We start from the raw sequence: 22555 nt of genomic DNA, 5'->3' as shown, positions 1-22555 counted from the left end.
AGAGTTTATGCAATACAAGCTCACTGGGTCGATAGAATATTTTACCCGGTACTTCTTTAAAAAGAGGTTCGGGAGGAAATTTGTCGTTGGCGACCATCACAAGAAAATCTTTAACATTCTTGACAGAGTGCTATCAGGGGAGCTAAAAAGGGTTATAATAAATATGCCACCACGCTACGGGAAAACAGAGGTGTGCGTTAAAAATTTTATAAGTATGGGTTTAGCGATAAATCCATCTTCTAAATTTATCCATCTTTCCTACTCGGACGATCTCGCTTTAGACAACTCGGAAGAGGTGCGAGACCTTGTTAAATCCGAAGAATATCAACACATATTCCCTTACGTGCAAGTAAAAAAAACGAGCGATTCTAAAAAAAAGTGGTACACGACATATAGTGGAGGCGTGTACGCTACGAGTGCAGCCGGACAAGTTACTGGATTTGGAGCGGGGAACGTGGATTTAGAAGATAAAGAGCTATCGGGAGAGATAGATAAAATAAATAACAACTCCGTTTTTGGCGGAGCCATAATAATAGACGACCCAATAAAGCCAGAGGACGCCACTAGCATGACAATACGAGATAGGGTTAATGCCCGGTTTGATAGCACGATTGTCAACCGTGTAAATTCTCGAAATACACCAATCGTAATTATAATGCAAAGGCTTCATCCAGATGATTTGTGTGGTTATCTTATAGGCAGGGATGGGGACGAATGGTATGTTTTATCTCTCCCCGCTTTATATTTTAATGAAAACGGGGAAGAGTGTGCGCTATGGTCTTTTAAACAAACGGTAGAAGAATTAAAAGATATGCGCAAAAAAAACGAAATCGTGTTTGACACGCAATATCAGCAAGATCCGCAACCTAAAGAAGGACTTATGTTTCCCTTGTCGGAATTGCATTTTTACAATCCGAGTGCGGTTAATTTGTCTGAAGCTGATTATAAAATAATGTGGGGAGATCCGGCAGACAAGGGAGATGATTTTGCTTGTTTTGTCGGGTACGTGATGGATGGATATGTATATGTGCCCGAATTCTTGTGCAATAACAATGGACTTGATTACATGATTCCAGCGGTTTCGAATATGGCAATGAAACATAAACCCACGGATGTCTGTTTGGAAGGTAATGGTGGATGGATACAGACATGTAAAGATATAAGGAATTGCATTCAGGAAAATGACGGGAATATTCGTGTTGCGATATACAAGGAGAAAGGGAATAAAGAAGAGAAGATAAGCGGGCAGGCGTACTTTGTAATAAACAATTTTTATTTTAGAGAAGACTATAGAGATATGCAGGAATACGCTAAAGCAATAAAGAATTTGACATCTTATCTTAAGAATGTTAAAGACCAAAAAGATGACGTGCCAGATGTTTTGGCATCTGCAAGCAGGTATTTAAGGAGAAACGTAATACGTGAATGAATATGAATATAAGAATAGTCGAAATAAGGTGTCCGTTTTGCGGAAAGTTGGAAACTAGAATAACTTCCGACACTTCCGGCATATTGGAATTCGTGTGTAGCAAGACGCATTGCAAGCATACTTTTTATGTAATAAACACAACTGTCGTAAAAAGCATTCCCGGGGAAATAGCACAACACTTTAAAAGAAATAGACATGAAACTACCATGGTTTAATAAAAAGAGCGCAAGAAATATTATAGCTAGGGATGAAAATAGGAATGTAATAGTTATCCCTAATAAAGATTTGGACTCGTATTTAGGTGTCTTTAGCCCCGCGACAATAACAAATAATGTTGTAACATTATTCAGAAAGATTCCCGAGGTTGCTTTCCCAATTACGGCTATAACGAATAGGATTACTAATGGCAGATTTCAATTAAAGGATGTCAAGACAGATACGATAATTTACGACAATGATTCGATTAATAAATTCTTATCTCAACCAAACCCATTGCAGACATTTGGAGAATTCATACAACAAATCGAAACTTATAAATTGGTCACCGGGAGAGCGTTTGTGTATTCAAACACGGGGGATTTTATAAACCCTAAAACGAGGTGGAAAATGACAGACGAGTACGTCGTTTTACCATCTCAGGACGTTCAAATTGTGTACAACCAACGTGTAAAACTATTGTCAGCGCAAAATATCACTGATATTATAGATAAATTTCGGTTTTCTGGAGGAAATTCTCAAGTTGATATATCTCCATCCAATGTTTTGTATATAAAAGATATATCCATAGGGGGCGGATGTGAGCACATCGAAGGAATGTCTAGGCTTGAACGATTAAAGTACCCACTATCTAATTTAATAGCCGTCTATGAGGCAAGGAATGCTATATATATAAAAAGAGGCGCAATAGGTGCGATTGTGAGTAATAGCAAAGATGATTCCGGGAGCGTTCCTCTATCTCCTAAAGAAAAGGAGCAACTTTTAAAAGATTACAATGATACATATGGAGTTTATGGCAATAAGAATCCAACGATGGTTACAGGCATACCTGTAAATTTTGTTAGATTTAATATGTCTATCCAAGAACTTCAACCGTTTGAAGAAACATTACTTGATGCAATTGCCATAGCTGGGGAGTATAATGTCCCAGCGGTTTTAATCCCTAGGAAGGATCAAGCGACGTTCTCGAATCAAGGTTCTGCTGAAAAATCTTTATACGAAAACGTTGTTATTCCAGAAGCGAATAATTTATGTTCTGCGTTAAATTCATTTTTGGGATTGGAAAATGATGGCATGTATCTAAGTGTGTCATTTGATCATGTTCCTGTCTTGCAGCCCAATGCCAAGGAGGAAGCAGAGGTAAATAAGACAATATCCGAAACATGCAAGGCAAATTTTTTATCTGGAATAATAACCCTAAACGAGTGGATAGCGCAAATCGGGAGCGACAAAGTAACAAATCCCATGTATGACAAAAAGATATTTGATATGTCTGATGAAGAGCTTGCGAAAATAGAAAGATTTATCAGATAAAATATTGATAATAATATAAGAATTATTATTTTTGTATTGAAAAGCGCTCCGAGCGAGCCGGATATGCCCTGATGGTGTATTCGGCTCGCTTTTTTTTTATTTAATACATTTTGAAATGGAAATAATAAACAAAAGCATTGCAACCAAAACCAACGATGTTGACGAGCAAGGTCGTGTCGTTATTGCCGTGAATGCTATCGGCAACGAAGATGCCGACGGGGATATATCAATGCCCGGTTCTTTTAACAAAACACTGAAAGAAGATTTCAACCGCTTGAAATGGTTTTTAAACCATGATCCGACCATCCTTCTTGGCATTCCGATTAGCGGGGAAGAGAAAGATGATCTCGTGCAAATGACGTCGCAATTTAACATGAAAAAGCAGATTTCCAGGGATACATTCGAGGATTACAAGTTGTACGCTGAACATGGTAGAACATTGGAACACTCGATAGGTGTAAACGCGATTAGTCGAAATAAGTCAAATCCGAAAGAAGTTTTGCAATGGAAGATGTGGGAGTATTCTACCCTTACCAATTGGGGTGCAAACGAGAGGACTCCGTTGCTTGATATAAAGGGAATGAATCCGATGGAAGCGGAGGATCACGTTAAATTTTTGGAAGAGGCGCTTAAAATGAGATATTCGGATATTAAAATGAAATCTATATCCCAATCTATCGAAATTATAAGGAAGGCTATCGTGGGTGAAATGATCGTGAAATGTCCTCATTGCGGACTTGTGTTTGATTACAATTCTGTTCCCGAGGTCACATTGCGACAACAAGTGATTGATGCCGTGAGCCAATATACTGGATGGCTAGTGGATGACATCGCTTACGAGGAAGTTCAAAATCTTGAAGAGAGCGTAAGAAGCGAGGTAATGAGTATTATCGAATCTAGGAAGTCTATCGAGGATATCATGACTCACGTTCGGTGCCCAAAATGCTACAGCCGTGTAACGAAGGCTGATTTGGTGTTAAAAGAAGAAAAACCCAAGTTTTCCTTGAAAAGCTTGGCTGAAAAAATAAAATAATAATAACCAAATTTTAAATTTTAAGACGTATGAAAAATTTTATTGACAAATTAAGAAAATGTTCAAAGGTGAAAATGTTCGCTTTTGCCGTGCTTGCAATTGTTGGCGTGGCTTGTGTATCCTGTAATTCAGAAAGAACGATGGCGTTTATTGCCACGGCGCCGTTAGTAGCGTTGGCAAAAAAGAATTCTGAATTATCCGACGAGGAAGAAACATTTTTGAAATCTATCGAGAAGCCGTTGAATGAAGCGTTTGAAAATTTCAGCAAAGGATTTATTACGAGAGAAGAGCTTGATGAAGTGGTAAAAAAATCTCTAGCCGAATTCGTCGAGCAAAATAAAGATAAAATGCCTTCCGATGGATTGAAAAAAACATTAGACGATATGCAAGAAACGATTAAGTCCGTGGTAGGAGAGATCCAGAAAATGAAAGACAACGGTATAACCCTAGGGAAAGGTACCATGATCGAGAAGGCTATTGATGAAATCATCGACAACCCCAAGATGACTGACTTTATTAATAGCAAGTCAAGAACAACAGGGAAAATTCCGTTTAACATCAAAGGGATTGTTTCCATGGAAAACAATTACGAGGGGAACTTGCTCACGACCCAGCAAACAGGACGAGTTGTAGTAGACGTGAACGAGCGCCGGATTAACGTTCGTGACCTCATGACAGTTGACCAGGGCGATCCAGAATTCACGTCAATCGCTTATGCCAAAATTGTCGACTTAGACAGGAATGCCGCTGCTGTTTCTGAAAATGGCAAATTGCCCGAGAGTGCATTTAAAATGAAGGAAGAAACTGCCAATATCGCTCGTATTGGTACTCACGTGAATATCTCCAAGAGATTGCTTAAATCACGTCCTTATCTCCGGTCTTTCTTGATGAATCGATTGCCGAAATGGGTAAAGATGGCAGAAGATTTCCAAATCCTTTTCGGGGATGGAAACGGGGAAAACTTGCTTGGAATCGTACATCAAGCGAACGACATCTCCAAGTGGCTTAAAGCTGTCGTGGTTAGCGGTGATGCCGGGTCTGTTGAAAGCGTTGAATCTTACAACAAGGGAGAACAAACAATGATCACGTTCAGCAAGCCGTTTGACAAGATCGAGGAAGGAATGATGATCAAGTTTACCGGAGCACCGAAAGTGGATGAAAACACGAATAGCAAGTTGGGTAGCGATAATCTTATCCATAAGCAAAACGATCGCAAGGTAATGATTGATGTGCCGTATGCAGACATCGTTCCGAAGGCTGCCGGGAAATTGTCTGAATCCGAAATTGCAGCATTAACCTTCGAGGTTAAGAACAATTTCTTCAACACCGTGGAAGATCCTAACTACGGGGATGCTATTAATGCCGTGATTGCCGTGCTTACTTACGGGGAATATACACCGAATATGGTTGCGTTAAACCCGTCAGACGTGTTTATGATCCAGACCTTAAAGGATACGTCCGGTAGATCGCTAGATTTGATTACAGGAGTTGACGGGATCAAGAGAATTTCCGGTAGAGTGATCGTGGAAACAACCATTGTTCCTCCGGGGTACTATGCTATCGGAGATATGGCAAACGCTGTTGCTCTTGTGGACTACACTTCTCTGTTTATCGAGTTCGCGGAAGACATTGAAAGCAAGTTAACCAACCAAGTTACCGTGATCGCACAAGAAGAGGTGTTGATGCCGGTTTACAACCCGTTTGCTTTTGCTTACGGGAAGTTGGATGATGTGCTTACAGCGATCACGAAAAAGAAAAATTAAAAATCACGAAGGGGATAACTCCCCTTCCTTTAATATTTACTTATGGAAAAGAGAGTAATTATAGAAGGTGACGAAAAAGTTGTAAACGTGATCATGCGGGAGAATAAAGTACGGGTTTCTCGTGGGTTGGTAAAATTTACCACCGTGGGACCGGAAGAGAAAGGGAAAGGGAAGGTTGATGACGAAGACGAAGAGAAAGGAAGTCGGGGAAGAGCGTCCCGAAAATCAACCGAACAAAATGATAAATAGTAAGCCATGTTAATCAACGAGGAATATTTTAAGAGTGAGATCATTATACCGAACCTGAATAGCGTCGGGAATGGAATAAGCAATCAAATTGCAGGCTCAAATCTGGAATTGCTTAAATCTTTTATTGCCAAGTACGAGAAACGTTTCCTTGTTTCTTTGCTGGGAAAAGATTGTGCAGACGAATTTTGCGGGGAGCTAGAGAAGGGAGTGTTGTCTGGCAAATGGCTTGACCTTAAAAATAGACTCGTTGACGAAGCGCTTAAATTGTCGCCGATAGCGAATTACGTGTATTATTGGTATCGAAGAAATGATGTATCCATAACTACCGGAGCTGGAGAGATGGAAACTGATTCGGACAACTCTGTAAGAGTTTCCCCGGCATTAAAGATGTGTAAGGCATGGAACGAAATGGTCGAGTGGGTGATTGACACGAGAGCGTGGATGAAATCATCCGGTAGTTTTGATTACCGGAAAGTTGACGCGAGATTGCTTAAACATATAAACACTTTTAACCTATGATTGTTGTAGAGGATATATTGAATAAAGTGGTAAAGAATGCTTCCAATACAGTCGGGTTTGATTTGTTTTTCCAGTACGGGACTCTTCGTGAAATCGTTGGAAATCTGAATACATTGGGCAAGGGCAGGAAGGTAAAATACCCTCTTGTGGCATTAATAGAGCCTTTCAAACAAAGGATAACCGAGGATGGAACTAGAGCGAGTTTGAGGCTTTTAATCGCAACCATGACCAAGAAAACACTAAAAGCAGACGAGAGGCTTGAGCAGAATTATAAACCGATTTTGTTTCCAGCTTACGAGGCTTTGATTAACGAAATCAAGAAATCGACTGTTTCTTCCACGCTGGAACACACGGTTATAAACCATTTCGAAATGGGGCGGGAATCTTTACAAGGATATGACAAGGCAATACTAGATGACCATATAGACGCTATCGAGATAAGCGACATGAACGTGCTTTTTAGAGAGAATAAATGTAATAACCTAACAAAAAATTTTTAACATGAACGAGATAAATAAACCGCAATGCGGGCAGAAGAACGGTAACACTGGGGTGCCAGAATGTGATTTCCTTCCTGGAAGGGTGATCGGGATCATCCTAACGGGTAAAGGTAAAGAGTATTCCGGGGAAGAAACAGATGATCTTATTGAAACGTTAAAAAAGGCGGCGCAAGGTGCCTTGAAAGATAGGGTTTATCCCATCTTCAGATTCGGGACGATAACAGACAACAGCGAAGATCCGGCAACAGAATCCCTTGGCATTGGATACACGAAAACGTTAAATGATGGAGCGTACAACTGGACGTTCCCACTCGTGAATGGATCTGCTTGCTATGCCGCTAATCTTCGTAAGTTTAACGGCGACAAGTACAACGCTTTTTTGGTGTTAGACAATGGACTTGTAGGAGTTAAGACAAAAGCCGGGGGAGTTCGAGGATTCACGATGTCGCAGTTCTACGTTGCAAAACCGGTATGGGCAGGTGACACCACGATTACTCGATACAACGTAAATGTATCTTTCCCAAATCCGTCTGAATTCGTCGACTCTTTGGCGTACATACAGACAGTTGATGACATGGAATATGAGATTCGCGGTAACCGGGAATGCGAAATGATTCAAAAATCGGCAACGGCAGAATCCGTGTCCGTGGACATTGTAAACAAATGTGGCGGACAGTCGATTTTAGACGTTTACGGTGATGAACTCGCGGAAGCGAATCTATGGGGAGAGGGTGTTGCCGTGACTGCAGTTACGCATGCTTCCGGTTTATTGAAATTTACCGGGACATTCAAAAACGGTGACAAAATTATTCCCGCGGGGGTTGCTGAACTAGCCACGGCAGGCGTGGGTGGTTCGCCGGAGTACGGTATTGAAATCACTCCACTAACGGTCAAGATCCCGTGATGGATTCGATAAAGGTAAACGGCGGGAGTTTTAAACTTTCCGCCGTTTTGTCTTATTCTAGCGAAGATGATTTCGTTGAATATTACAATAGAGTTTTCCCCACGTGGTTGACGCCAGAGAAGAGAATAGCCACGTTAAGGGAGGTTTACAAGATCGCTCACGACATTAAAGCAAAACAAGATGACAACGCCGAAAGGAATGCTCGAAAGGTTGCAAAGCCTGGACGTGGATCGAGCGATAAAAATGACACTCGGGCTGACAAGGCAATTGATAATCGACAAGAATCAAGACCAGCTGATGCAGGGGATTCGTTCTGATGGGACGGAGATAACCCCGGCGTATACTTATTTTACCAGAGAAAAGAAAAAAGAAAAGGGAAGAGATCCGGATATCGTTACACTATACGATACCGGTGATTTCTTCCGTGATATGTTTGTTGATGTAGGTTCGGATGTTATCGAGATTGACAGCATGGATTCCAAAACTGACGATTTACAAGAGAAGTACGGGGAGAAGATATTCGGTTTAACTCCTGGCTCGAAAGACGAGTACGTTGAAGAAGCTCTCCCCGTGCTTGTGATAAAGATAAAAGAAATACTAAAATTATGAGTTGCGGTTGTGAAAACAAGAAATACTCGAAAGACTATGAAAGAATTAAAGCTTTGGCTGAAAAAATGTCTAAACTGGATAAAAAGGCGTATTTTATCTACAAGAAGGGGGACAAGTACGACTTCGAGCCGACTTACCCGATGTCTGATAACATCCTTGAAGCGGTGGAGTTTGTATTCCCGGTGTGATGAATTGTTACTCTATCGCTTTATAAAGTGCCTTGATGGGGATTTGAATGCATTAAAAAAGGTACGCTTTGTCCCGAAAAAATGGATAATCGAGGCATGGACGCTGATTAACGAGGAATACGCCAAGGAGATAGACGCTGATAAGTATAGCGAGATAACCAACGCGCTAAAAGGTATCTATCGTGACACTCTAAGGCTTTTGGTCGCCGACTCGTGCGTGAATATCTTGCTGAATAAATACAGTGAAGATGCAGTGAATACCCTTAGAAAGATGGGGTACAAGTACAAGTTTGACCCGTCCGACAGGGAGAAATATAACAAAGAGTTAACGACGGTATCCAAAAACCTAAAGATGCTGATTCTTGAACTGAAGGCGAATAAAAAGTCTTACATGGATAAGACGAAGGTGAGTCCCAGGAAAGAGAATATAACGGAAACGCTAGTGGCGCTCTCCCGGTTTATGCAGTACCGGGTAGACCCGATGAAAACCACCGTTAAAGAATACGTGTTAATGATGAATAAGTACAAGCAAGAAATCGAGATAAACTTAAAGCAATGTCAACAGAAAAAATAAACGAGATATTTAACATCGAGGCGATAAATAGGCAGGTGCAAGATGTAAAGAAGGGCATTGGGGATGTACTGAATGACATGGAGTCGTTTGCAAAAAAAATGAGTGCAATTAATGCCGAAATATCTAAAACTGATTCTTTTAGAAAGCTATCTGAATACACCGATTTGCTTGTCGAGGCGCAAGAAGAGCACAAAAAGAAGTTGAACGAATTGGACACATTGAAAAAGCAGGAAATTTCTCTCAACAGTAAGTTAAATCAGGCGTATCTAGAGCAGTTTGAAAAAATTGAAAGAATCCGGCAGAGTGTCAGTGAGCAAACTAAGTCTATTCGAGATAAAGTTAAAGCCGAGAAAGAGAATGCCGCAGCGCAGGAATTAAGCAAAAAATCTACAACAGAACTCATTAACGAGTACAAGAAGCATGGTAATTCTATTAGGGAGTTGAATGCGGAAAACAAGAAATTGCGTGAGCTGGTAAGAAATTTGGATTACAAAACACAAGGCGATCAAATTAAGCAACTAAACGCGATAATCGACGAGAATACTGCTATTATTAAAGCTAATTCAGACACCAATATTCAAAATAAAATGAATATTGGTGGATACACTGAAAGCATAAAAGAAGCAATAGGGCAAACAGGGATATTTAACGAGGTTTCTTCTAAGCTATCTTTCCTCACCAAATCTGTTTCATCCGGTTTCAAGGGATTACGGGGTCAAATTTCGGGCATAGTTGATGAATATAAGAAAGGTGCAGAGTCAGCACAATCTTTAAGTGGATCACAAAAAGCCGCTGCGGTGACCTCTAATATATTAGCAGGAGGATTGAGAATATTAAAGGTCGCTCTTGTGTCTACTGGTATTGGTGCGTTGATAGTCGCCCTTGGATCGCTTGTCGCTTATCTCACCAAAACACAAGAAGGAAGCGAGAAATTATCCCGGATAATGGCTAAAATTGGTGCCGTTGTGGATGTTGTTATTGATCGTGTCGCCAAATTGGGTGGCTCGTTGGTAAAATTATTCTCTGGCGACTTCAAGGGGGCATGGAAAGACACTAAAGATGCTTTTACCGGGATTGGCGACGAGATGAGCAGAGAGATTAAGTTGGCTGGAGAACTAAAGGATGCGATGATCGACATCGAGAAAAGAGAAGTTATGTTGACCATGAAAGTTGCTGCCAATAGAGCGGAAGTAAAAAAATTAAAATTAGCCAGTGACGATACTACAAAATCAATTAAGGAAAGAATCGCTTCTGCTCAAAAAGCCACAGAAATAGAGCAAGATCAGTTAAAGGAACAGATTGTACTGCAAAAGCAAAGACTCGCGAATATGCTCGGTTTGACTTCAATAACAAAAGAAGCTGAGAGATTAATGGATAAATTGGCGAGTGGTGCAATCACGGCAGACAAAATGATAAAAAATCTAGGATTGTCTGAAAGCACAATTGTTGATTTGCGAGAGTTCGCGGAAGAGTACCAGAAATTAAAGGGAGCAGAAGAGCAAAGTTATGAGCGGAGGACGGAATTGCAAAATAAGACCAATCAATTAATCACCGATCAGGTAAACAGAACGAGAGAGGCAACTAAAACACTAACTAATCTGTTGCTCCAAGAAACTGTTGATGCTCAAAAAGAAATAGTTGATAATGACATAGCTACCTACGAGGATCGTGTAAAAGCGTTGGAGATTTATTACGATAAACAAGCCGAGATTATACGTAATGGGTTAGAATACGATTTAACCAATAGCAAGAAAAACGAGGCAGAGAAAAAATTACTCATTGAACAGGCTCGAATCGCTCAGCAGAATTTGGAGAAAAAGCGTCAAACCGATTTAACCAAATTGGAAACCGACGAAACCAAGAAAAGGTCTGAAAGTATTATTAAAACTTTGCAAAAACAACAGTCTTTGCGAGAAAATCAGATTAAAATAGATCAAGAAAAAGAACTTATCGCCCTATCTAAAAAATATTCAGCCGGGAATATAACCACGGAAGAATACGAAAAAGAGCGTTTGAATATAACCAAAAAATACGAGAAGGAAATATTTGACGCCCAGATGGCAAGCCTTGTTGAAATAGCTAATAATCTGCCGGAAGAAGAGCGGGCGAAAGCGTTTCAGGAAATAGAATTGAAACGACTTGAGTTTGAGAAGAAAATAGCGGATGAAGAAGTTAGAGTTAATAAGGAGAAGAATGATAAAATAAAAGAACAAGAGAAGGCATTGAAGGATGCTAGGGAGAAATTGGCGAGAGAGGCTTTTTCTACAATAGTTTCATTAATAAATTCTTCTTTTGAGCGAAGGGTTCAAAGTATTGACATAGAGATAGAGAAAATTGAAGAACAGAAGAATGCAGACATTGAGGCTGTGACTCAAATGGGACTATCTAATGAGGAGATGGAGGCGAGGAAAATGGCGATAGAGGCAAGGGCGGCAAAACAAACAGATAAACTAGAAAAGCAAAAGAAAAAGGCGCAAAAACAACAGGCAATAACGCAAAAAGCGGCAGCTTTAATGGAAGTGGCGGTAGATACAGCTAAAGGTGTGGCAAAAGCTGTCGCAGAATCCCCTCTTACATTTGGTATGCCTTGGTCAGCCTTTGTGGCTGCAACTGGAGCCTTGCAAGCCGCCGTTATTGCCGCCCAGCCGATCCCAAAGTACGCGAAGGGTACAGAGGATCACCCCGGAGGCTTGGCAATCGTCGGGGATGCCGGGAAGGAAGAGGTCGCGATATTTCCCGATGGCAAGTATTACGTTACCCCCAAAGTCCCCACGATCGTGGATTTGCCGAAAGGAACAGAGGTTTTGCCGGACGCTAACGATGTTATGTTGTCGATCGCAAAAGCGCAACGGCTTGACCCGAATGTGCCGAATCCGACAGCAAGAATAGAGAAACGCATAGAAAGCCTAGAGGGGACAATGAAATCTGTCATTACCGCAATCGAGAAAAATCGCTCCCAATTTAGCGTGATCCTCGACCAAAATGGCGTATGGAAGGCGTATGACAAACAGAAAGGAATGGATACTTACTTGAGTAAAACTTTGCATATTGAAAGATAATTTGTAGGTTTGCGAAAAATTTAAAAATATTGGCGTTATGAAAAAGTTTGTTTTATTTGCATTTATGGCAATATTGTTTTGCTCGTGTGGTTCAATGAGATATTCTGAATCAACGTATGTGTTTGATTACACTGACCATGAAGACAAAGATTTCATCATATCTCCTACTACAACAGGATTTGATCATGAAGCTTTAGCTAAAATTCATATTGTATTTCATGTAGGGAATGCTTATAAAAATATGGATGCTAAAGATTTAGTACAAAAGAAAAATGTGCATGGGAAAACAAAATGTTATCCAACTTCTAGGAGAATATTAAACCAGTGTATAAAAGAAGCCAAGAAGTTTGGTGCGGATGCTTTGATAGGATTTACTGTAACGGAAGAGATAAATACTAAATATGGTACAAAAACCGGACGTATGGATGCAGAAGGAATTGCGGTTAAGGTAAGGAAATAATTACTACTAACTTTCAATATAAATCCCTGCTTTATGGTAAAAGCGGGGATTTTACTTACAATCTATACTTCGATAATCCATTTATGAAATAGTTAGACATTAATTTTATTTTAATTATTTGTATTATCAATATATTTTTATAAAATTGCAAAGCCTAATTATGTTGAACGTAAATAAATTCTTGGTTGTCGTGTAATCTAGTGTGTAGATTCCAGTTATAAGATCTGGTGGGCGCCCGATAAGCAAGTATTTACTATTTTTAATATGGATTTCAAGGACTCAATTAAACAGATCGCCGAGCGTGTTGATAAGTTAAAAGACAACATTAAAACGGAGGAAGCAACTAAAAATGCTTTAGTTATGCCATTTATTCAAGCATTGGGATATGACGTGTTTAATCCTTTTGAGGTTGTTCCTGAATTTGTGTGTGATATTGGTACAAAGAAAGGGGAGAAGATAGATTATGCCATAATGAGGGATAACGAACCGATAATGCTTATTGAATGTAAGCATATTGAAGAGGAATTAAACTCTCATGATAATCAATTATTACGCTATTATCATGTTTCTTGTGCAAAGTTCGGTATTCTGACAAATGGTATCGAGTATAGGTTTTACACGGATCTTGACGAGCCGAATAAAATGGATGAAAAACCGTTTCTCGTGCTGAATATGCTTGATTTGAGAGATTCGCAAATTGAAGAGGTTAAGCAATTCCATAAGTCGTATTTTGATGTCGAGAGCATTGTTAATGCTGCCAGTGAGTTGAAATACATGAAAGGCTTGAAGGATATTATAAAGCAGGAAATAGAATTCCCAAGTGAACCATTGGTAAGATTATTTGGAAAGCAGGTGTACTCTGGATTAATGACAGCCAAGATCTTAGAGCAATTTACAGATTTAACCAAACGTTCATTTTCGCAGGTAATAAGTGATATTATAACCGATAGATTTAAGACCGTCTTGAACAAAGAAAAGGAAATTGATAAAAAGCAAGAGGAGGCGCAACAATTGTCAGAGCAAGATGATGGTGATAGTAAAATAGTTACTACGGAAGAAGAACTTGAAGCATTCCATATCGTTCGTGCGATACTGCGTAAGTATGTAGATGTTAATAGAATTGTATATAGGGATACTCAAACGTATTTCGGAATATTGCTTGACGATAACAATAGAAAGACAATTTGTCGAATGTATTTTAACACGAGTAAAAAGTATATTGCTATTTTAGATGAAAATAAGAAGGAGGTAAAAAATTTACTTGAATCCATGAATGATATTTATAATTATGAAGAAGCTTTGGTTGAAGTTATAAATAGATACGATGGGAACAAGAAAGAATAATAACAACAATCCCCCGGCTAATGGTCGGGGGATTTATTTTATAGCAAACTTATAGAGGATAATTCTTGAGTTAATGCCCTTATGCCAGCTTCTATTTTCTTTATTTGTGTTATTCTTGGTTTGCGAACCCCTGCGGCATAGTGCCACAACTGGCGTTCGTTTATTCCCGTTATTCGGCTCAATGCAGCCTTAGTAAATATATTGCTATACGCGTTAAGCAAGGCTTCTGTCGATAGCTTGTACATAAGTGTATATTCGCCATTAAACACGGCTGGTATAGGGTCATTATCCTCTAAGCTACCCTCGACGTGAAATTCGATAGCATCCTTGATGTTTTTCTTTACCTCGCCAAGGGTGGAACCAGTAGCAACACAACCGGGAAGGATTGGCACATGTGCTCCAAAATTATTCCCGGAATACACGATCTCTACTATTACTTTTTCCATATATATATAGTTTGTTGTGCGGGATTTATTTCAATCCCGCTTGTTTTAAAATACTGTTTACTAAAAAATCATCTAAATCATCGCTTGGCTTACCATTTATGGTAACTTTACCTTTTTTCGTTGGATGGGTGTATTGCCTGTGGCTTGTACTCTTGTGACTTTTTAAATACCATCCGTCAGATTCGATAATTTTAATCATTTCCTTTACCTTCTTTTTCATTTGCCATTCTTTTAACAATACAAAGATAGTAAAAAAACGAACGTAAACAAGCAAAACGTTCATTTTTTTACTATCAATCAAATAAAAACACTTACATTTGTTGGATTGCGCCCCTCCTTCCATGGAAATATCTAAAATTTCAATATATGTATATTAATATTATCATCTTGTATAATATTAATAGCAATACTTATACGATCAACAAGTGCCTTGTGTTATAATTTCACCTCCATTTCCACGTTAATAACCTTGTTTTCCACTCCCGGATTTAGCTGAAAAGTCGTAATATTAATAGATTGTACTGATAGTTGGGTTTCTTTCATAAAGTCGTTCAACAGGGCTGCAATCTTGCTCTCTGTTTCTTGCTTTAGCTTCTTTATTTCTTCGATGTCTTTCATGGCTTTTCGTATTTATCGTATCCAAACAGTGTTCTTACAATATTAGTCATTTCGATGGCTTCTTCCTCTGTTTTGAAGATATTATTCCCCTTATAAATATCGGAGTTATAATCTTCACATAGGCATTCTTTGGGCTTGGCGTCTTCAAAGTCCCAACTATCTGGAATAGTAACATACCAGAATTTTTCTCCTATTTTGGGAGTCCATTTTTCTCTTTTTATATAATTCCTTATTAATGCCACAATGCCCTCGACGGACTTCACCTCGTGAAAAATGTCTTTTACTCGGATTATACCTAATATATCGGTCTTCTCTACTTGGGCAAAGAGTTCAATAATGCTAACATTTAATGCTTTTGCGATTTTTTCTAAAGTTTCCATCTTGGGATTAGTTTTCCCGTTTACAATATTACTCATGTTAGCCCTTGTGATCCCTATGGTATCGGCTAATACCGAAACGGTCATTTTCTTTTCTTGTAAAATCTCTTTAATTCTTGTACTCATAGCATATGTATTTTATACGATACGGCAAAGATATACATTCGTACTGCAATACGATATTAATTTTAGTTAAATCGTATCGTTTGTGATAAATTTCTTCGCGAAACATTTGGTTTGTGTATCGCAATTCGATACATTTGTATCGTAATAATTACTATAAACGATACGCAAAAATGGAAACACTAAATAAAACATACGATAAGAGAGAAATCATGTTAGTGGCACATTTTATCGCCAAACAATTCAAACTAACCATGAGCGAAGCCCTAAAAGATTCTTGGCGTTGGTTTAAATCAAATAGTTCCAACTTTACTTACTATTTAAGTATCGTGATAAAGAACAAGCGCAAAGCTATTTTGAATAATGTGGACTTTAAAAAGATAGCAATGTCTCAACCGACACAAACGGCGGTTACTTATACTTTTATGAATCAAGTGTTTGATGCAAAATACGATATGTTATACAGATAAATATATAATACCATGAAACTTGTAATAGAAACAGACGAATTGAGAATCTACCACGTGGAATTTGCCAAAGGAAGGTCGATTTTCATACACCAAAACAAGAAAGCCGGGAGCGTAGTGATGGATGGGAGTGTAGATGATGTTTTCTTGTTTCAATTCAGCGACCAGTACGGAATGATAAAAGCAACTTTAAATATATAATTATGAATCAGCTAACAAAACAAAGTAGCGACAGCGAGATAAAGAGATATTTTACCGCTGTCTTGAAATTGGCGAAGTCCAGCGAGCAATTTCCGGTAAATTTGGATGAAGTGTGGATGTTGGTGTATGCGGCGAAAAATAAAGCCGTTGAAGCGTTAAAAAGGGATTTTATTGAAAATGTAGATTTTAAGCTGATAAACCGAAAGGTTGAGCAGGTATCCGGTGCGAAATACGTGGATATGTATTACCTCTCCATCCCCTGCCTTGAATTTTTCATCGCCCGCAAAGTCCGTCCCGTCTTCGAGGTCTATCGTAAAGTCTTCCATAAGACCACAACGCTCCAGTTAAACCCGGCAGACCCATCCATCGTGAAGGCGAAGATCATGGTAGCCAAATTCGCCATGAACACGCTAAACATGAACGATAATTCAAAACTATTACTCGTTAAGTCCATCGGCGATCCCCTCGGTCTGCCGTTGCCGAATTACACTGAATCGGTGGATCAGCTCCTCTCTCCCACCGAACTATTAAAGCGCATGGGTAGCCCCATAACCACACGAGAGTTCAACCAACGCATGATCGAGGCGGGATTAATCGAGGTAAAAGAAAGACCATCCAGCTCCGGCAAGACGAAGCATTTCAAATCCCTCACGAAAGAGGGGATGAAGTACGGGGAGAATCAAGTGAACCCGAGTAACCCGAAAGAAACGCAGCCGCTTTACTATGCAGGGATGTTCGAGAAATTATTTGACATGGTAACGTTTAATAGGCAAATAGTATAACCACCCTGTTTGTAAGCAGATCCCCGGTTTTCGTGTCAACGAGCCGGGGATATTTTTTTTGAGATATATTTTCCAAAAAAAAAGTCATCATTTTCTTTGTGAATAAGCAAATGATTATTATATTTGTATTGTCAAAGTAATCATAGTAATAACCAAAACAAAAGGAGATGACAGATGAAGAAAAAGAAGAACTAAAAAGGGAATACGAGAACCTCAAGCTACTTTTAGAGTTTCACTCGAAGTTTGGAGTTCCCAAAGACCCAAAGGAAATGCAACAAATCGTTGATCAGATACTCGATGAGATGTTGAGAATAAAGAAGGAATTAGACAAGTAACAAATCACCCTCCCCCCCGGGGAGGGTTAAAACAAGGGGAATATGGACACGAGTAAATTTTTACCCACGCCAGAATTGCAAGCGGAATTTGAACGTTTCAAGCAATTGCAAACAGATGACGAGAAAAGGAAGTTTCAGGAGGAGCGCCAAGCGAAACTTGATGCCATGATGGAAGAAGAAAGAGAGGCATATTTAAATATCTCGGAATCGGCTCTAAAAGCTACAATAAACGAGGCTAAGAATTTTATAGAAAAAGCTGACGACGCTTTATTAAGAGATAAATTAGGCGAGATTCCAGAAGTAATTTCGCTGAGTTATATAGCGAAAAAATACTTCGGGAAAAGCAGGAATTGGCTTTACCAGCGAATAAACGGTTATTTGGTAAACGGGAAGCCTGCACGATTCACGGAAGAAGAACGAAAGAAATTTATTGCCGCTATTAATGATATTAGCGACATACTAAAGAAAACATCGCTATCTCTAGGTTAGCTATGTTACTTTGACAAGATCCCCAGTCATCTTTTTGATAACTGGGGATTATTCATTTTGTACATTTCTATTATTTATATTGTATACAAATAATACTATTACTAGTATTATTTGTTTGTTTTATTTGGAGTATAATACTATTAATAGTATATTTGCATTGTAATAATAACAAATAAAACAAGCAGGCATGAAAACTTATATTACAGAAGACGGTAAACAGAAAGTTACGATTAACGACGAGTACGAGGGGCATCCTATCGTGGTTACTCCTTGGGTGAAAGATAATAAAGTTCGTTTGTACGTTAAAGTTACGTACAGTACTTGCCGTCCGAGTGATTGCGGTTACGTGGACATGGTAGAGGGTAAATCGTGTGTTAGCTCTAAAAATTGCAAGTATATTGGCGAAGAGATCGAAATTACCGAGGCTACCGAAGAGGACTTGCAGAAATACAGCAAAGTGGGAAAACCGGAAGAGCAAACAAAGCAAGAACCCAGCCTGCTTGATAATTACACGAGCTGGGATAAATTGTCTTTTATAGAAGACATTTGTAAAGAGGCAGGCGTGGAGCGCATCCCATTCACGGAACTTTCCAACGAGAAGAAAAATAAGATAGCCAGCGTGTTAAAGGAAGAATCCTTCTCTTTCTGTAATGCCCGAGGATCCAGATACGATATAACATTCTTAATGTACAATAATAATCCGATTGATTACAAGGGGACAATAAACGGAGAGGTTGATTTTAAAAAAAATTCCTTGGGTGCAAGTATTAACCAACTTTATGCTGATTGCGTGAAGTTTACATCTAAATGACATGAAAACAATTGATTTGATAAAACAATGTTTAGACAGCCAAGATTTTGGCAATGTTCTAACGAACTACACCGGGATAAATTACTACTCGGAAGATTGGATTGGTGATACTTTTTACGACGTGGATATTGTATTCGATGGTACAGAAGTTTTATTAATGGATGAAAGCAGAGGGGAGCTTTGTTGTGGATTAAATGCTGGATATACTTGCATTGCAAGTGTTGTTAGAGTTCGTTTTGCCGAAGATATTGAAAACTACATAAATGAATATATAAAGAAACAAGAAATATGATACGAGAATTTATACAACAAGAGATGATTAAACAAGGCTTGTCTGCCACAGCGTTGGCAGAAAAAGCGGGTATTCGTCCTGCCAGTGTTACAGAATTTTTTAGTGGCAAAAAGAATCTGCGTTCCGACAATATAGATAAACTAATTAAGTGCTTAGGCATAAATTTGCCTCCGCTGGAAGAATTGGTAATGAACTTTACACAAGGGAGTACAACAAATATTTACGAACGAATGATACAAGAAGTCCCCAAGGCGGGATGCTTGATAGATAATAGGGTCGTGAGTAAGATCAAGTTAGCGTCTTATATTATGGGTATATTTGCGGCGTCTATTTACACTAATTACCCTGTTAAGGGACCTGGTTATTCTATTCTAGATAAAATAACCGTTAGAAACAAGAATGGGAATATGTCTTTCAGCAAGACAATAGAAGAAAGATATGTAAAATACGTGGACTATTTCGACGATCGCGTGAAAGAATTATTGCCTTTTCTGTTCTTAGAATACAAAGATTTAGATTCAGATGATGTTGATGAAGTTAAATTTATATCGGCATTTATGAGATATGTATAGTTATGGACAAAAGAGAATTAATTAAAATAACCTCTGTTGAAACTGGGATATCGCAAACAGATGTACAGAGGGTTATAAACGTTGTTCTAGGAACAGTTTTAAGTACTATAAAAAAGGAAGAGCCTGTTAAAATTATGGGATTCGGGACATTCTCGGTGCAAGTCCGAAAAGAGCGCAAAGGGTACGATCTATGGGAAAAGAAATCTGTAGTTATTCCCGAGAGGAAAGTTGTAAAATTCACTCCATCGAAATTAATAAATCTATCTAAATAAAAAGCAGGACGCTTTTTACATCCCGCCATCACGACGGGATTTTTTTTTGTTATTTATATCCCGTATAAATCCCGTTTGTTTTTAATTTTTTCCCAATTTATGCAAACATTTGCGCAAACAGCTCGTATTAGATTCGTAATTTTATATTAAAAAATGATCGTTTAATAATAGCTCTTCTTGGTCTTCTGTAGCGCTCTGCTTGAAATTTGTACTCATGTTGATTTAGTGATATTTAAGACCGCCAATAAAAAATATCTCGCTAAACCAATCCCACTATTATTAAACGATCGTTTAATGCTATCAGGAAGTAATTTTTTGGAGATAATATTTAAGGGGGAATTGTTGTGTCTAAGAATCGAGGGTGGCAAGATCTGGATTACTGCATCTAATGGCATGATTATTTCAGAATTCGTTAAAACAGAAGATTATGCCAAATTATTAGAATGTTTTCGAGATAATAAATAAAGCATTATCTTTGTAATAGCACCTCTAGCGGGTCAGGTATACTTTACCAGTATGCTTGACCCTTTTTTATTAATTAAAAGAATTTAAATATGAATATTTTCCCTTCAAAATTCAAGTTCTTCTTCGAGAAAAACGGAGAAAAATACGAGTGTAAATACTCACCGGACGAGTGGAATAATAACGTCTTAAACTGGACGAGAAGCCTTGATAATACAGAAACTCTTATAAAATACACGACAAGTTTTTCATTTGTCAAGGAAGATGCTGACTATCTTCGGGGATGCTACGATGCAGACGAGGTATTTGCTAAAGTAAAATTTATCGTGGAGCAATACGATTATAACGAATTTACATATAAGCCTTATTACTCCGGCGATATAGATTTCTATTCTTACGAGCGCAGCAAACACAAGGTAAGCATTGTAACAACAGATATAGGGTACAGGGCGTCTGTAATGGCAAATATGGACACGACATACGAGATCACGCCTCCTGCTTCCTCTATTTCCGTAAGATATGATAGATTACAATTAAAAAATACAATTTCTTTTTCTGGAGATATGGATTTAACAGATGTATCTTCTCTTGCTAGTGCTATGACGCCTTTATATATAGTTGCTGATGACATGGTAGGCGGGGGTGTTACTATACAAAGCGTGTTCGATACAGCTCAAAATGACTTGGATAATACACAAAATGATTTGTGGGTATTGTCTGCAAATAAACCTGTTTACCTAAATATATCCGTTACTTTTGATTTTACAATCAAACTTCTGCCTCGTGATCAAAGCGGATATTTGCTATTTACAATGCTAAAAGGGAAGGAGGTTAAATATGTGGAGTCAACAGAATTGGGGAGTGTTTCAATAAGCAAAAATCAGGAATATGCTTATCTAAAAGGAAGTTTTAGACTGCAAGATTATTACGTTAATACAAACGAAAAAATATACTTTATGATCCGAGCCGATAAAGGTGGCTATAGAGTCGATTCTGTAAAAAGCAACACTGACACTAAAGTAAACATTGATTATTACGATAGGGCTGGGCAAAGTAAAGATATTTTTGGAATGCGCCCTAGTATATTACTCTCGGAACTATTAAACAAAGCGACGGGAGGTAAGTACAATGCTGTTAAATCTAACGCCCTGTCAACAGGTGAGATAAATAAAATGCTTGTAACCTCCGGGGATCTAATTCGTGGCGTTGCTGACGCAAAGATAAAAACGTCGTTAAAAGATTTTTTCCAGGCAATGAAATCCATGTTCGGACTTTCATACACGTTTAGAATAATAGATGGAGTTGAAACACTGGAAGTGGAGCATGTGAACTATTTCTATGACAGAAACACAATGATAACCGAAGTGGATGATATAAATGATCTATCCGAGAAAATAAAGGATAATTCTATTTATAACAAGCTGAAAATAGGATACGAAGATCAGACGTATGACGAGGTGAATGGAAAAAAAGAATTTAACACCACTCTAGAATTTGCAATTGAAACAGATCACGAGGGCAAGGAATTAAATCTAATAAGCCCCTATCGGGCGGATATGTATGGTATAGAATTTACATTAATTGACTACGAGCAGAAGGAAACGACAGACGCCGAAAGTGATAATGATGTGTTTGTGATTCATGCCAGTAAAAGGGTAAGTATTCTTAACCCACATGTGTATAGTATTAACCGAGATTACAAGATACTAAACACGGGTAATTATGCCGGAAATTCGGCGTTTAACGTGTATCTGTCGCCTAAGCGTTGTTTGCTTAGGCAAATAGAATATATAAAGAGCTTATTTATGTTTTCTGGTAGTTTACTTGAATTTGCCTCTTCCCCTAAAGATTTTAACGTCGAATCTACAGGAGGTATCGTGGAACACGCGGACGTGAATTTGAACGAATACAGCTATTTATTCAAGCCAGTTAATTACGAGTTTGAAACAATGGTTCCATGGAACTTGCCTGAATTAATACAAGAAGGATACAGGGGGTATATAAAGGCAATTAATGGTGACGAAATAATAAGAGGATTTATCGAGTCTGTTTCTGAAAATCCAGGCAGAAATAAGTCACAAAAATGGAAATTAACAAGCTTGTGATATTGAAAGTAATGAAAATATTATTATTTTTGTATTGAATTT

Annotated in this window: 28 protein-coding genes; 24 read left to right on the top strand and 4 right to left on the bottom strand. The window is 38.5% G+C overall.

The window, feature by feature from the left end:
- Window positions 1–7 precede the first annotated feature (7 nt).
- From BN8899_RS01855 to BN8899_RS01785, 14 genes are all read left to right on the top strand, one after another.
- On the top strand, window positions 8–1429 hold the full coding sequence (locus tag BN8899_RS01855; RefSeq protein ID WP_148375235.1) for a hypothetical protein: 1422 nt from the start codon (window positions 8–10) through the stop codon (window positions 1427–1429).
- Between the two features lie 195 nt (window positions 1430–1624).
- The gene (locus BN8899_RS01850) at window positions 1625–2959 is read left to right on the top strand and encodes a phage portal protein (protein WP_065218097.1); all 1335 of its coding nucleotides are present in this window, start codon (window positions 1625–1627) and stop codon (window positions 2957–2959) included.
- A gap of 115 nt (window positions 2960–3074) precedes the next feature.
- Complete coding sequence (locus BN8899_RS01845; protein ID WP_065218096.1) at window positions 3075–3992, top strand: HK97 family phage prohead protease; 918 nt, start codon at window positions 3075–3077, stop codon at window positions 3990–3992.
- Window positions 3993–4021: 29 nt separating this feature from the next.
- Window positions 4022–5755: a phage major capsid family protein gene (locus BN8899_RS01840; protein WP_082986865.1), complete on the top strand. Its 1734-nt coding sequence runs from the start codon at window positions 4022–4024 to the stop codon at window positions 5753–5755.
- A gap of 42 nt (window positions 5756–5797) precedes the next feature.
- Window positions 5798–6004 (top strand): hypothetical protein, encoded by a 207-nt coding sequence (locus BN8899_RS01835; protein ID WP_065218095.1) that lies wholly within the window; start codon window positions 5798–5800, stop codon window positions 6002–6004.
- Window positions 6005–6010: 6 nt separating this feature from the next.
- Window positions 6011–6523 (top strand): hypothetical protein, encoded by a 513-nt coding sequence (locus BN8899_RS01830; RefSeq protein WP_065218094.1) that lies wholly within the window; start codon window positions 6011–6013, stop codon window positions 6521–6523.
- Window positions 6520–7023: a hypothetical protein gene (locus BN8899_RS01825; protein WP_065218093.1), complete on the top strand. Its 504-nt coding sequence runs from the start codon at window positions 6520–6522 to the stop codon at window positions 7021–7023. Before BN8899_RS01830 ends, BN8899_RS01825 begins: the two co-directional genes overlap by 4 nt.
- A 1-nt stretch (window position 7024) precedes the next feature.
- Entirely contained in the window at window positions 7025–7927 is a 903-nt protein-coding gene (locus BN8899_RS01820) for a hypothetical protein (RefSeq protein WP_065218092.1), read from the top strand.
- Between the two features lie 180 nt (window positions 7928–8107).
- On the top strand, window positions 8108–8536 hold the full coding sequence (locus BN8899_RS01810; protein WP_148375233.1) for a hypothetical protein: 429 nt from the start codon (window positions 8108–8110) through the stop codon (window positions 8534–8536).
- Window positions 8533–8724 carry a hypothetical protein gene (locus tag BN8899_RS01805; protein WP_065218089.1) on the top strand — a complete coding sequence of 64 codons (192 nt, stop codon included), beginning with the start codon at window positions 8533–8535 and terminating at the stop codon, window positions 8722–8724. Before BN8899_RS01810 ends, BN8899_RS01805 begins: the two co-directional genes overlap by 4 nt.
- A 43-nt stretch (window positions 8725–8767) precedes the next feature.
- The gene (locus tag BN8899_RS01800) at window positions 8768–9298 is read left to right on the top strand and encodes a hypothetical protein (protein ID WP_148375231.1); all 531 of its coding nucleotides are present in this window, start codon (window positions 8768–8770) and stop codon (window positions 9296–9298) included.
- Complete coding sequence (locus BN8899_RS01795) at window positions 9280–12357, top strand: hypothetical protein (protein WP_065218087.1); 3078 nt, start codon at window positions 9280–9282, stop codon at window positions 12355–12357. The genes BN8899_RS01800 and BN8899_RS01795 overlap by 19 nt, the downstream gene beginning before the upstream one ends.
- A gap of 37 nt (window positions 12358–12394) precedes the next feature.
- On the top strand, window positions 12395–12817 hold the full coding sequence (locus tag BN8899_RS01790; RefSeq protein ID WP_065218086.1) for a hypothetical protein: 423 nt from the start codon (window positions 12395–12397) through the stop codon (window positions 12815–12817).
- Between the two features lie 264 nt (window positions 12818–13081).
- On the top strand, window positions 13082–14161 hold the full coding sequence (locus BN8899_RS01785; protein WP_065218085.1) for a type I restriction endonuclease: 1080 nt from the start codon (window positions 13082–13084) through the stop codon (window positions 14159–14161).
- 38 nt (window positions 14162–14199) lie between these two features.
- On the opposite strand, the gene BN8899_RS01780 is transcribed toward BN8899_RS01785, so the two are convergent.
- The 4 genes from BN8899_RS01780 to BN8899_RS01765 all read right to left on the bottom strand — a co-directional run bounded on the left by BN8899_RS01780 (window position 14200) and on the right by BN8899_RS01765 (window position 15728).
- A complete protein-coding gene (locus tag BN8899_RS01780) occupies window positions 14200–14607 on the bottom strand; it encodes a type II toxin-antitoxin system HicB family antitoxin (protein ID WP_065218084.1) in 408 nt (135 codons plus the stop codon).
- A gap of 25 nt (window positions 14608–14632) precedes the next feature.
- Window positions 14633–14827: a type II toxin-antitoxin system HicA family toxin gene (locus BN8899_RS01775; protein ID WP_065218309.1), complete on the bottom strand. Its 195-nt coding sequence runs from the start codon at window positions 14825–14827 to the stop codon at window positions 14633–14635.
- A gap of 215 nt (window positions 14828–15042) precedes the next feature.
- Complete coding sequence (locus BN8899_RS01770) at window positions 15043–15225, bottom strand: hypothetical protein (RefSeq protein ID WP_065218083.1); 183 nt, start codon at window positions 15223–15225, stop codon at window positions 15043–15045.
- Window positions 15222–15728: a helix-turn-helix domain-containing protein gene (locus BN8899_RS01765; RefSeq protein WP_065218082.1), complete on the bottom strand. Its 507-nt coding sequence runs from the start codon at window positions 15726–15728 to the stop codon at window positions 15222–15224. The genes BN8899_RS01770 and BN8899_RS01765 overlap by 4 nt, the downstream gene beginning before the upstream one ends.
- Before the next feature lie 170 nt (window positions 15729–15898).
- Here BN8899_RS01765 and BN8899_RS01760 point away from each other — a divergent pair, with 170 nt between their 5' ends.
- The 10 genes from BN8899_RS01760 (at window position 15899) to BN8899_RS01715 (ending at window position 22513) form a co-directional block, all read left to right on the top strand.
- The gene (locus BN8899_RS01760) at window positions 15899–16195 is read left to right on the top strand and encodes a hypothetical protein (RefSeq protein ID WP_148375229.1); all 297 of its coding nucleotides are present in this window, start codon (window positions 15899–15901) and stop codon (window positions 16193–16195) included.
- 12 nt (window positions 16196–16207) lie between these two features.
- Window positions 16208–16393 carry a hypothetical protein gene (locus BN8899_RS01755; RefSeq protein WP_065218080.1) on the top strand — a complete coding sequence of 62 codons (186 nt, stop codon included), beginning with the start codon at window positions 16208–16210 and terminating at the stop codon, window positions 16391–16393.
- 2 nt (window positions 16394–16395) lie between these two features.
- Window positions 16396–17175, top strand: a complete 780-nt coding sequence (locus BN8899_RS01750) for a hypothetical protein (protein WP_065218079.1) — start codon at window positions 16396–16398, stop codon at window positions 17173–17175.
- 167 nt (window positions 17176–17342) lie between these two features.
- Window positions 17343–17510, top strand: coding sequence for a hypothetical protein (locus BN8899_RS20920; RefSeq protein ID WP_187376722.1), 168 nt, complete (start codon window positions 17343–17345; stop codon window positions 17508–17510).
- A 42-nt stretch (window positions 17511–17552) separates the two neighbouring features.
- Window positions 17553–17999, top strand: coding sequence for a DUF5053 domain-containing protein (locus tag BN8899_RS01745; protein WP_065218078.1), 447 nt, complete (start codon window positions 17553–17555; stop codon window positions 17997–17999).
- A gap of 187 nt (window positions 18000–18186) precedes the next feature.
- The gene (locus BN8899_RS01740) at window positions 18187–18810 is read left to right on the top strand and encodes a hypothetical protein (protein ID WP_065218077.1); all 624 of its coding nucleotides are present in this window, start codon (window positions 18187–18189) and stop codon (window positions 18808–18810) included.
- A 1-nt stretch (window position 18811) separates the two neighbouring features.
- Window positions 18812–19102, top strand: coding sequence for a hypothetical protein (locus BN8899_RS01735; protein WP_065218076.1), 291 nt, complete (start codon window positions 18812–18814; stop codon window positions 19100–19102).
- Entirely contained in the window at window positions 19099–19674 is a 576-nt protein-coding gene (locus tag BN8899_RS01730; protein ID WP_065218075.1) for a helix-turn-helix domain-containing protein, read from the top strand. Before BN8899_RS01735 ends, BN8899_RS01730 begins: the two co-directional genes overlap by 4 nt.
- A 2-nt stretch (window positions 19675–19676) precedes the next feature.
- Window positions 19677–19946 carry an HU family DNA-binding protein gene (locus tag BN8899_RS01725; protein WP_065218074.1) on the top strand — a complete coding sequence of 90 codons (270 nt, stop codon included), beginning with the start codon at window positions 19677–19679 and terminating at the stop codon, window positions 19944–19946.
- Window positions 19947–20500: 554 nt separating this feature from the next.
- Window positions 20501–22513, top strand: coding sequence for a hypothetical protein (locus BN8899_RS01715; protein ID WP_065218072.1), 2013 nt, complete (start codon window positions 20501–20503; stop codon window positions 22511–22513).
- Window positions 22514–22555 lie beyond the last annotated feature (42 nt).

This window comes from Butyricimonas sp. Marseille-P2440 (assembly GCF_900091675.1).
GTDB lineage: Bacteria > Bacteroidota > Bacteroidia > Bacteroidales > Marinifilaceae > Butyricimonas > Butyricimonas synergistica.
This window is presented reverse-complemented; position numbering and strand designations above follow the sequence as displayed.

Coding starts and splice junctions, on each gene's coding strand:
- BN8899_RS01745 (WP_065218078.1), top strand. CDS start 17,553: ATGGACACGAGTAAATTTTTACCCACGCCAGAATTGCAAGCGGAATTT.
- BN8899_RS01785 (WP_065218085.1), top strand. CDS start 13,082: ATGGATTTCAAGGACTCAATTAAACAGATCGCCGAGCGTGTTGATAAG.
- BN8899_RS01755 (WP_065218080.1), top strand. CDS start 16,208: ATGAAACTTGTAATAGAAACAGACGAATTGAGAATCTACCACGTGGAA.
- BN8899_RS01855 (WP_148375235.1), top strand. CDS start 8: ATGCAATACAAGCTCACTGGGTCGATAGAATATTTTACCCGGTACTTC.
- BN8899_RS01830 (WP_065218094.1), top strand. CDS start 6,011: ATGTTAATCAACGAGGAATATTTTAAGAGTGAGATCATTATACCGAAC.
- BN8899_RS01805 (WP_065218089.1), top strand. CDS start 8,533: ATGAGTTGCGGTTGTGAAAACAAGAAATACTCGAAAGACTATGAAAGA.
- BN8899_RS01840 (WP_082986865.1), top strand. CDS start 4,022: ATGAAAAATTTTATTGACAAATTAAGAAAATGTTCAAAGGTGAAAATG.
- BN8899_RS01740 (WP_065218077.1), top strand. CDS start 18,187: ATGAAAACTTATATTACAGAAGACGGTAAACAGAAAGTTACGATTAAC.
- BN8899_RS01810 (WP_148375233.1), top strand. CDS start 8,108: ATGACAACGCCGAAAGGAATGCTCGAAAGGTTGCAAAGCCTGGACGTG.
- BN8899_RS01730 (WP_065218075.1), top strand. CDS start 19,099: ATGATACGAGAATTTATACAACAAGAGATGATTAAACAAGGCTTGTCT.
- BN8899_RS01715 (WP_065218072.1), top strand. CDS start 20,501: ATGAATATTTTCCCTTCAAAATTCAAGTTCTTCTTCGAGAAAAACGGA.
- BN8899_RS01795 (WP_065218087.1), top strand. CDS start 9,280: ATGTCAACAGAAAAAATAAACGAGATATTTAACATCGAGGCGATAAAT.
- BN8899_RS01825 (WP_065218093.1), top strand. CDS start 6,520: ATGATTGTTGTAGAGGATATATTGAATAAAGTGGTAAAGAATGCTTCC.
- BN8899_RS20920 (WP_187376722.1), top strand. CDS start 17,343: ATGACAGATGAAGAAAAAGAAGAACTAAAAAGGGAATACGAGAACCTC.
- BN8899_RS01775 (WP_065218309.1), bottom strand. CDS start 14,827: ATGAAAAAGAAGGTAAAGGAAATGATTAAAATTATCGAATCTGACGGA.
- BN8899_RS01765 (WP_065218082.1), bottom strand. CDS start 15,728: ATGAGTACAAGAATTAAAGAGATTTTACAAGAAAAGAAAATGACCGTT.
- BN8899_RS01760 (WP_148375229.1), top strand. CDS start 15,899: ATGGAAACACTAAATAAAACATACGATAAGAGAGAAATCATGTTAGTG.
- BN8899_RS01725 (WP_065218074.1), top strand. CDS start 19,677: ATGGACAAAAGAGAATTAATTAAAATAACCTCTGTTGAAACTGGGATA.
- BN8899_RS01820 (WP_065218092.1), top strand. CDS start 7,025: ATGAACGAGATAAATAAACCGCAATGCGGGCAGAAGAACGGTAACACT.
- BN8899_RS01735 (WP_065218076.1), top strand. CDS start 18,812: ATGAAAACAATTGATTTGATAAAACAATGTTTAGACAGCCAAGATTTT.
- BN8899_RS01770 (WP_065218083.1), bottom strand. CDS start 15,225: ATGAAAGACATCGAAGAAATAAAGAAGCTAAAGCAAGAAACAGAGAGC.
- BN8899_RS01850 (WP_065218097.1), top strand. CDS start 1,625: ATGAAACTACCATGGTTTAATAAAAAGAGCGCAAGAAATATTATAGCT.
- BN8899_RS01845 (WP_065218096.1), top strand. CDS start 3,075: ATGGAAATAATAAACAAAAGCATTGCAACCAAAACCAACGATGTTGAC.
- BN8899_RS01750 (WP_065218079.1), top strand. CDS start 16,396: ATGAATCAGCTAACAAAACAAAGTAGCGACAGCGAGATAAAGAGATAT.
- BN8899_RS01835 (WP_065218095.1), top strand. CDS start 5,798: ATGGAAAAGAGAGTAATTATAGAAGGTGACGAAAAAGTTGTAAACGTG.
- BN8899_RS01790 (WP_065218086.1), top strand. CDS start 12,395: ATGAAAAAGTTTGTTTTATTTGCATTTATGGCAATATTGTTTTGCTCG.
- BN8899_RS01780 (WP_065218084.1), bottom strand. CDS start 14,607: ATGGAAAAAGTAATAGTAGAGATCGTGTATTCCGGGAATAATTTTGGA.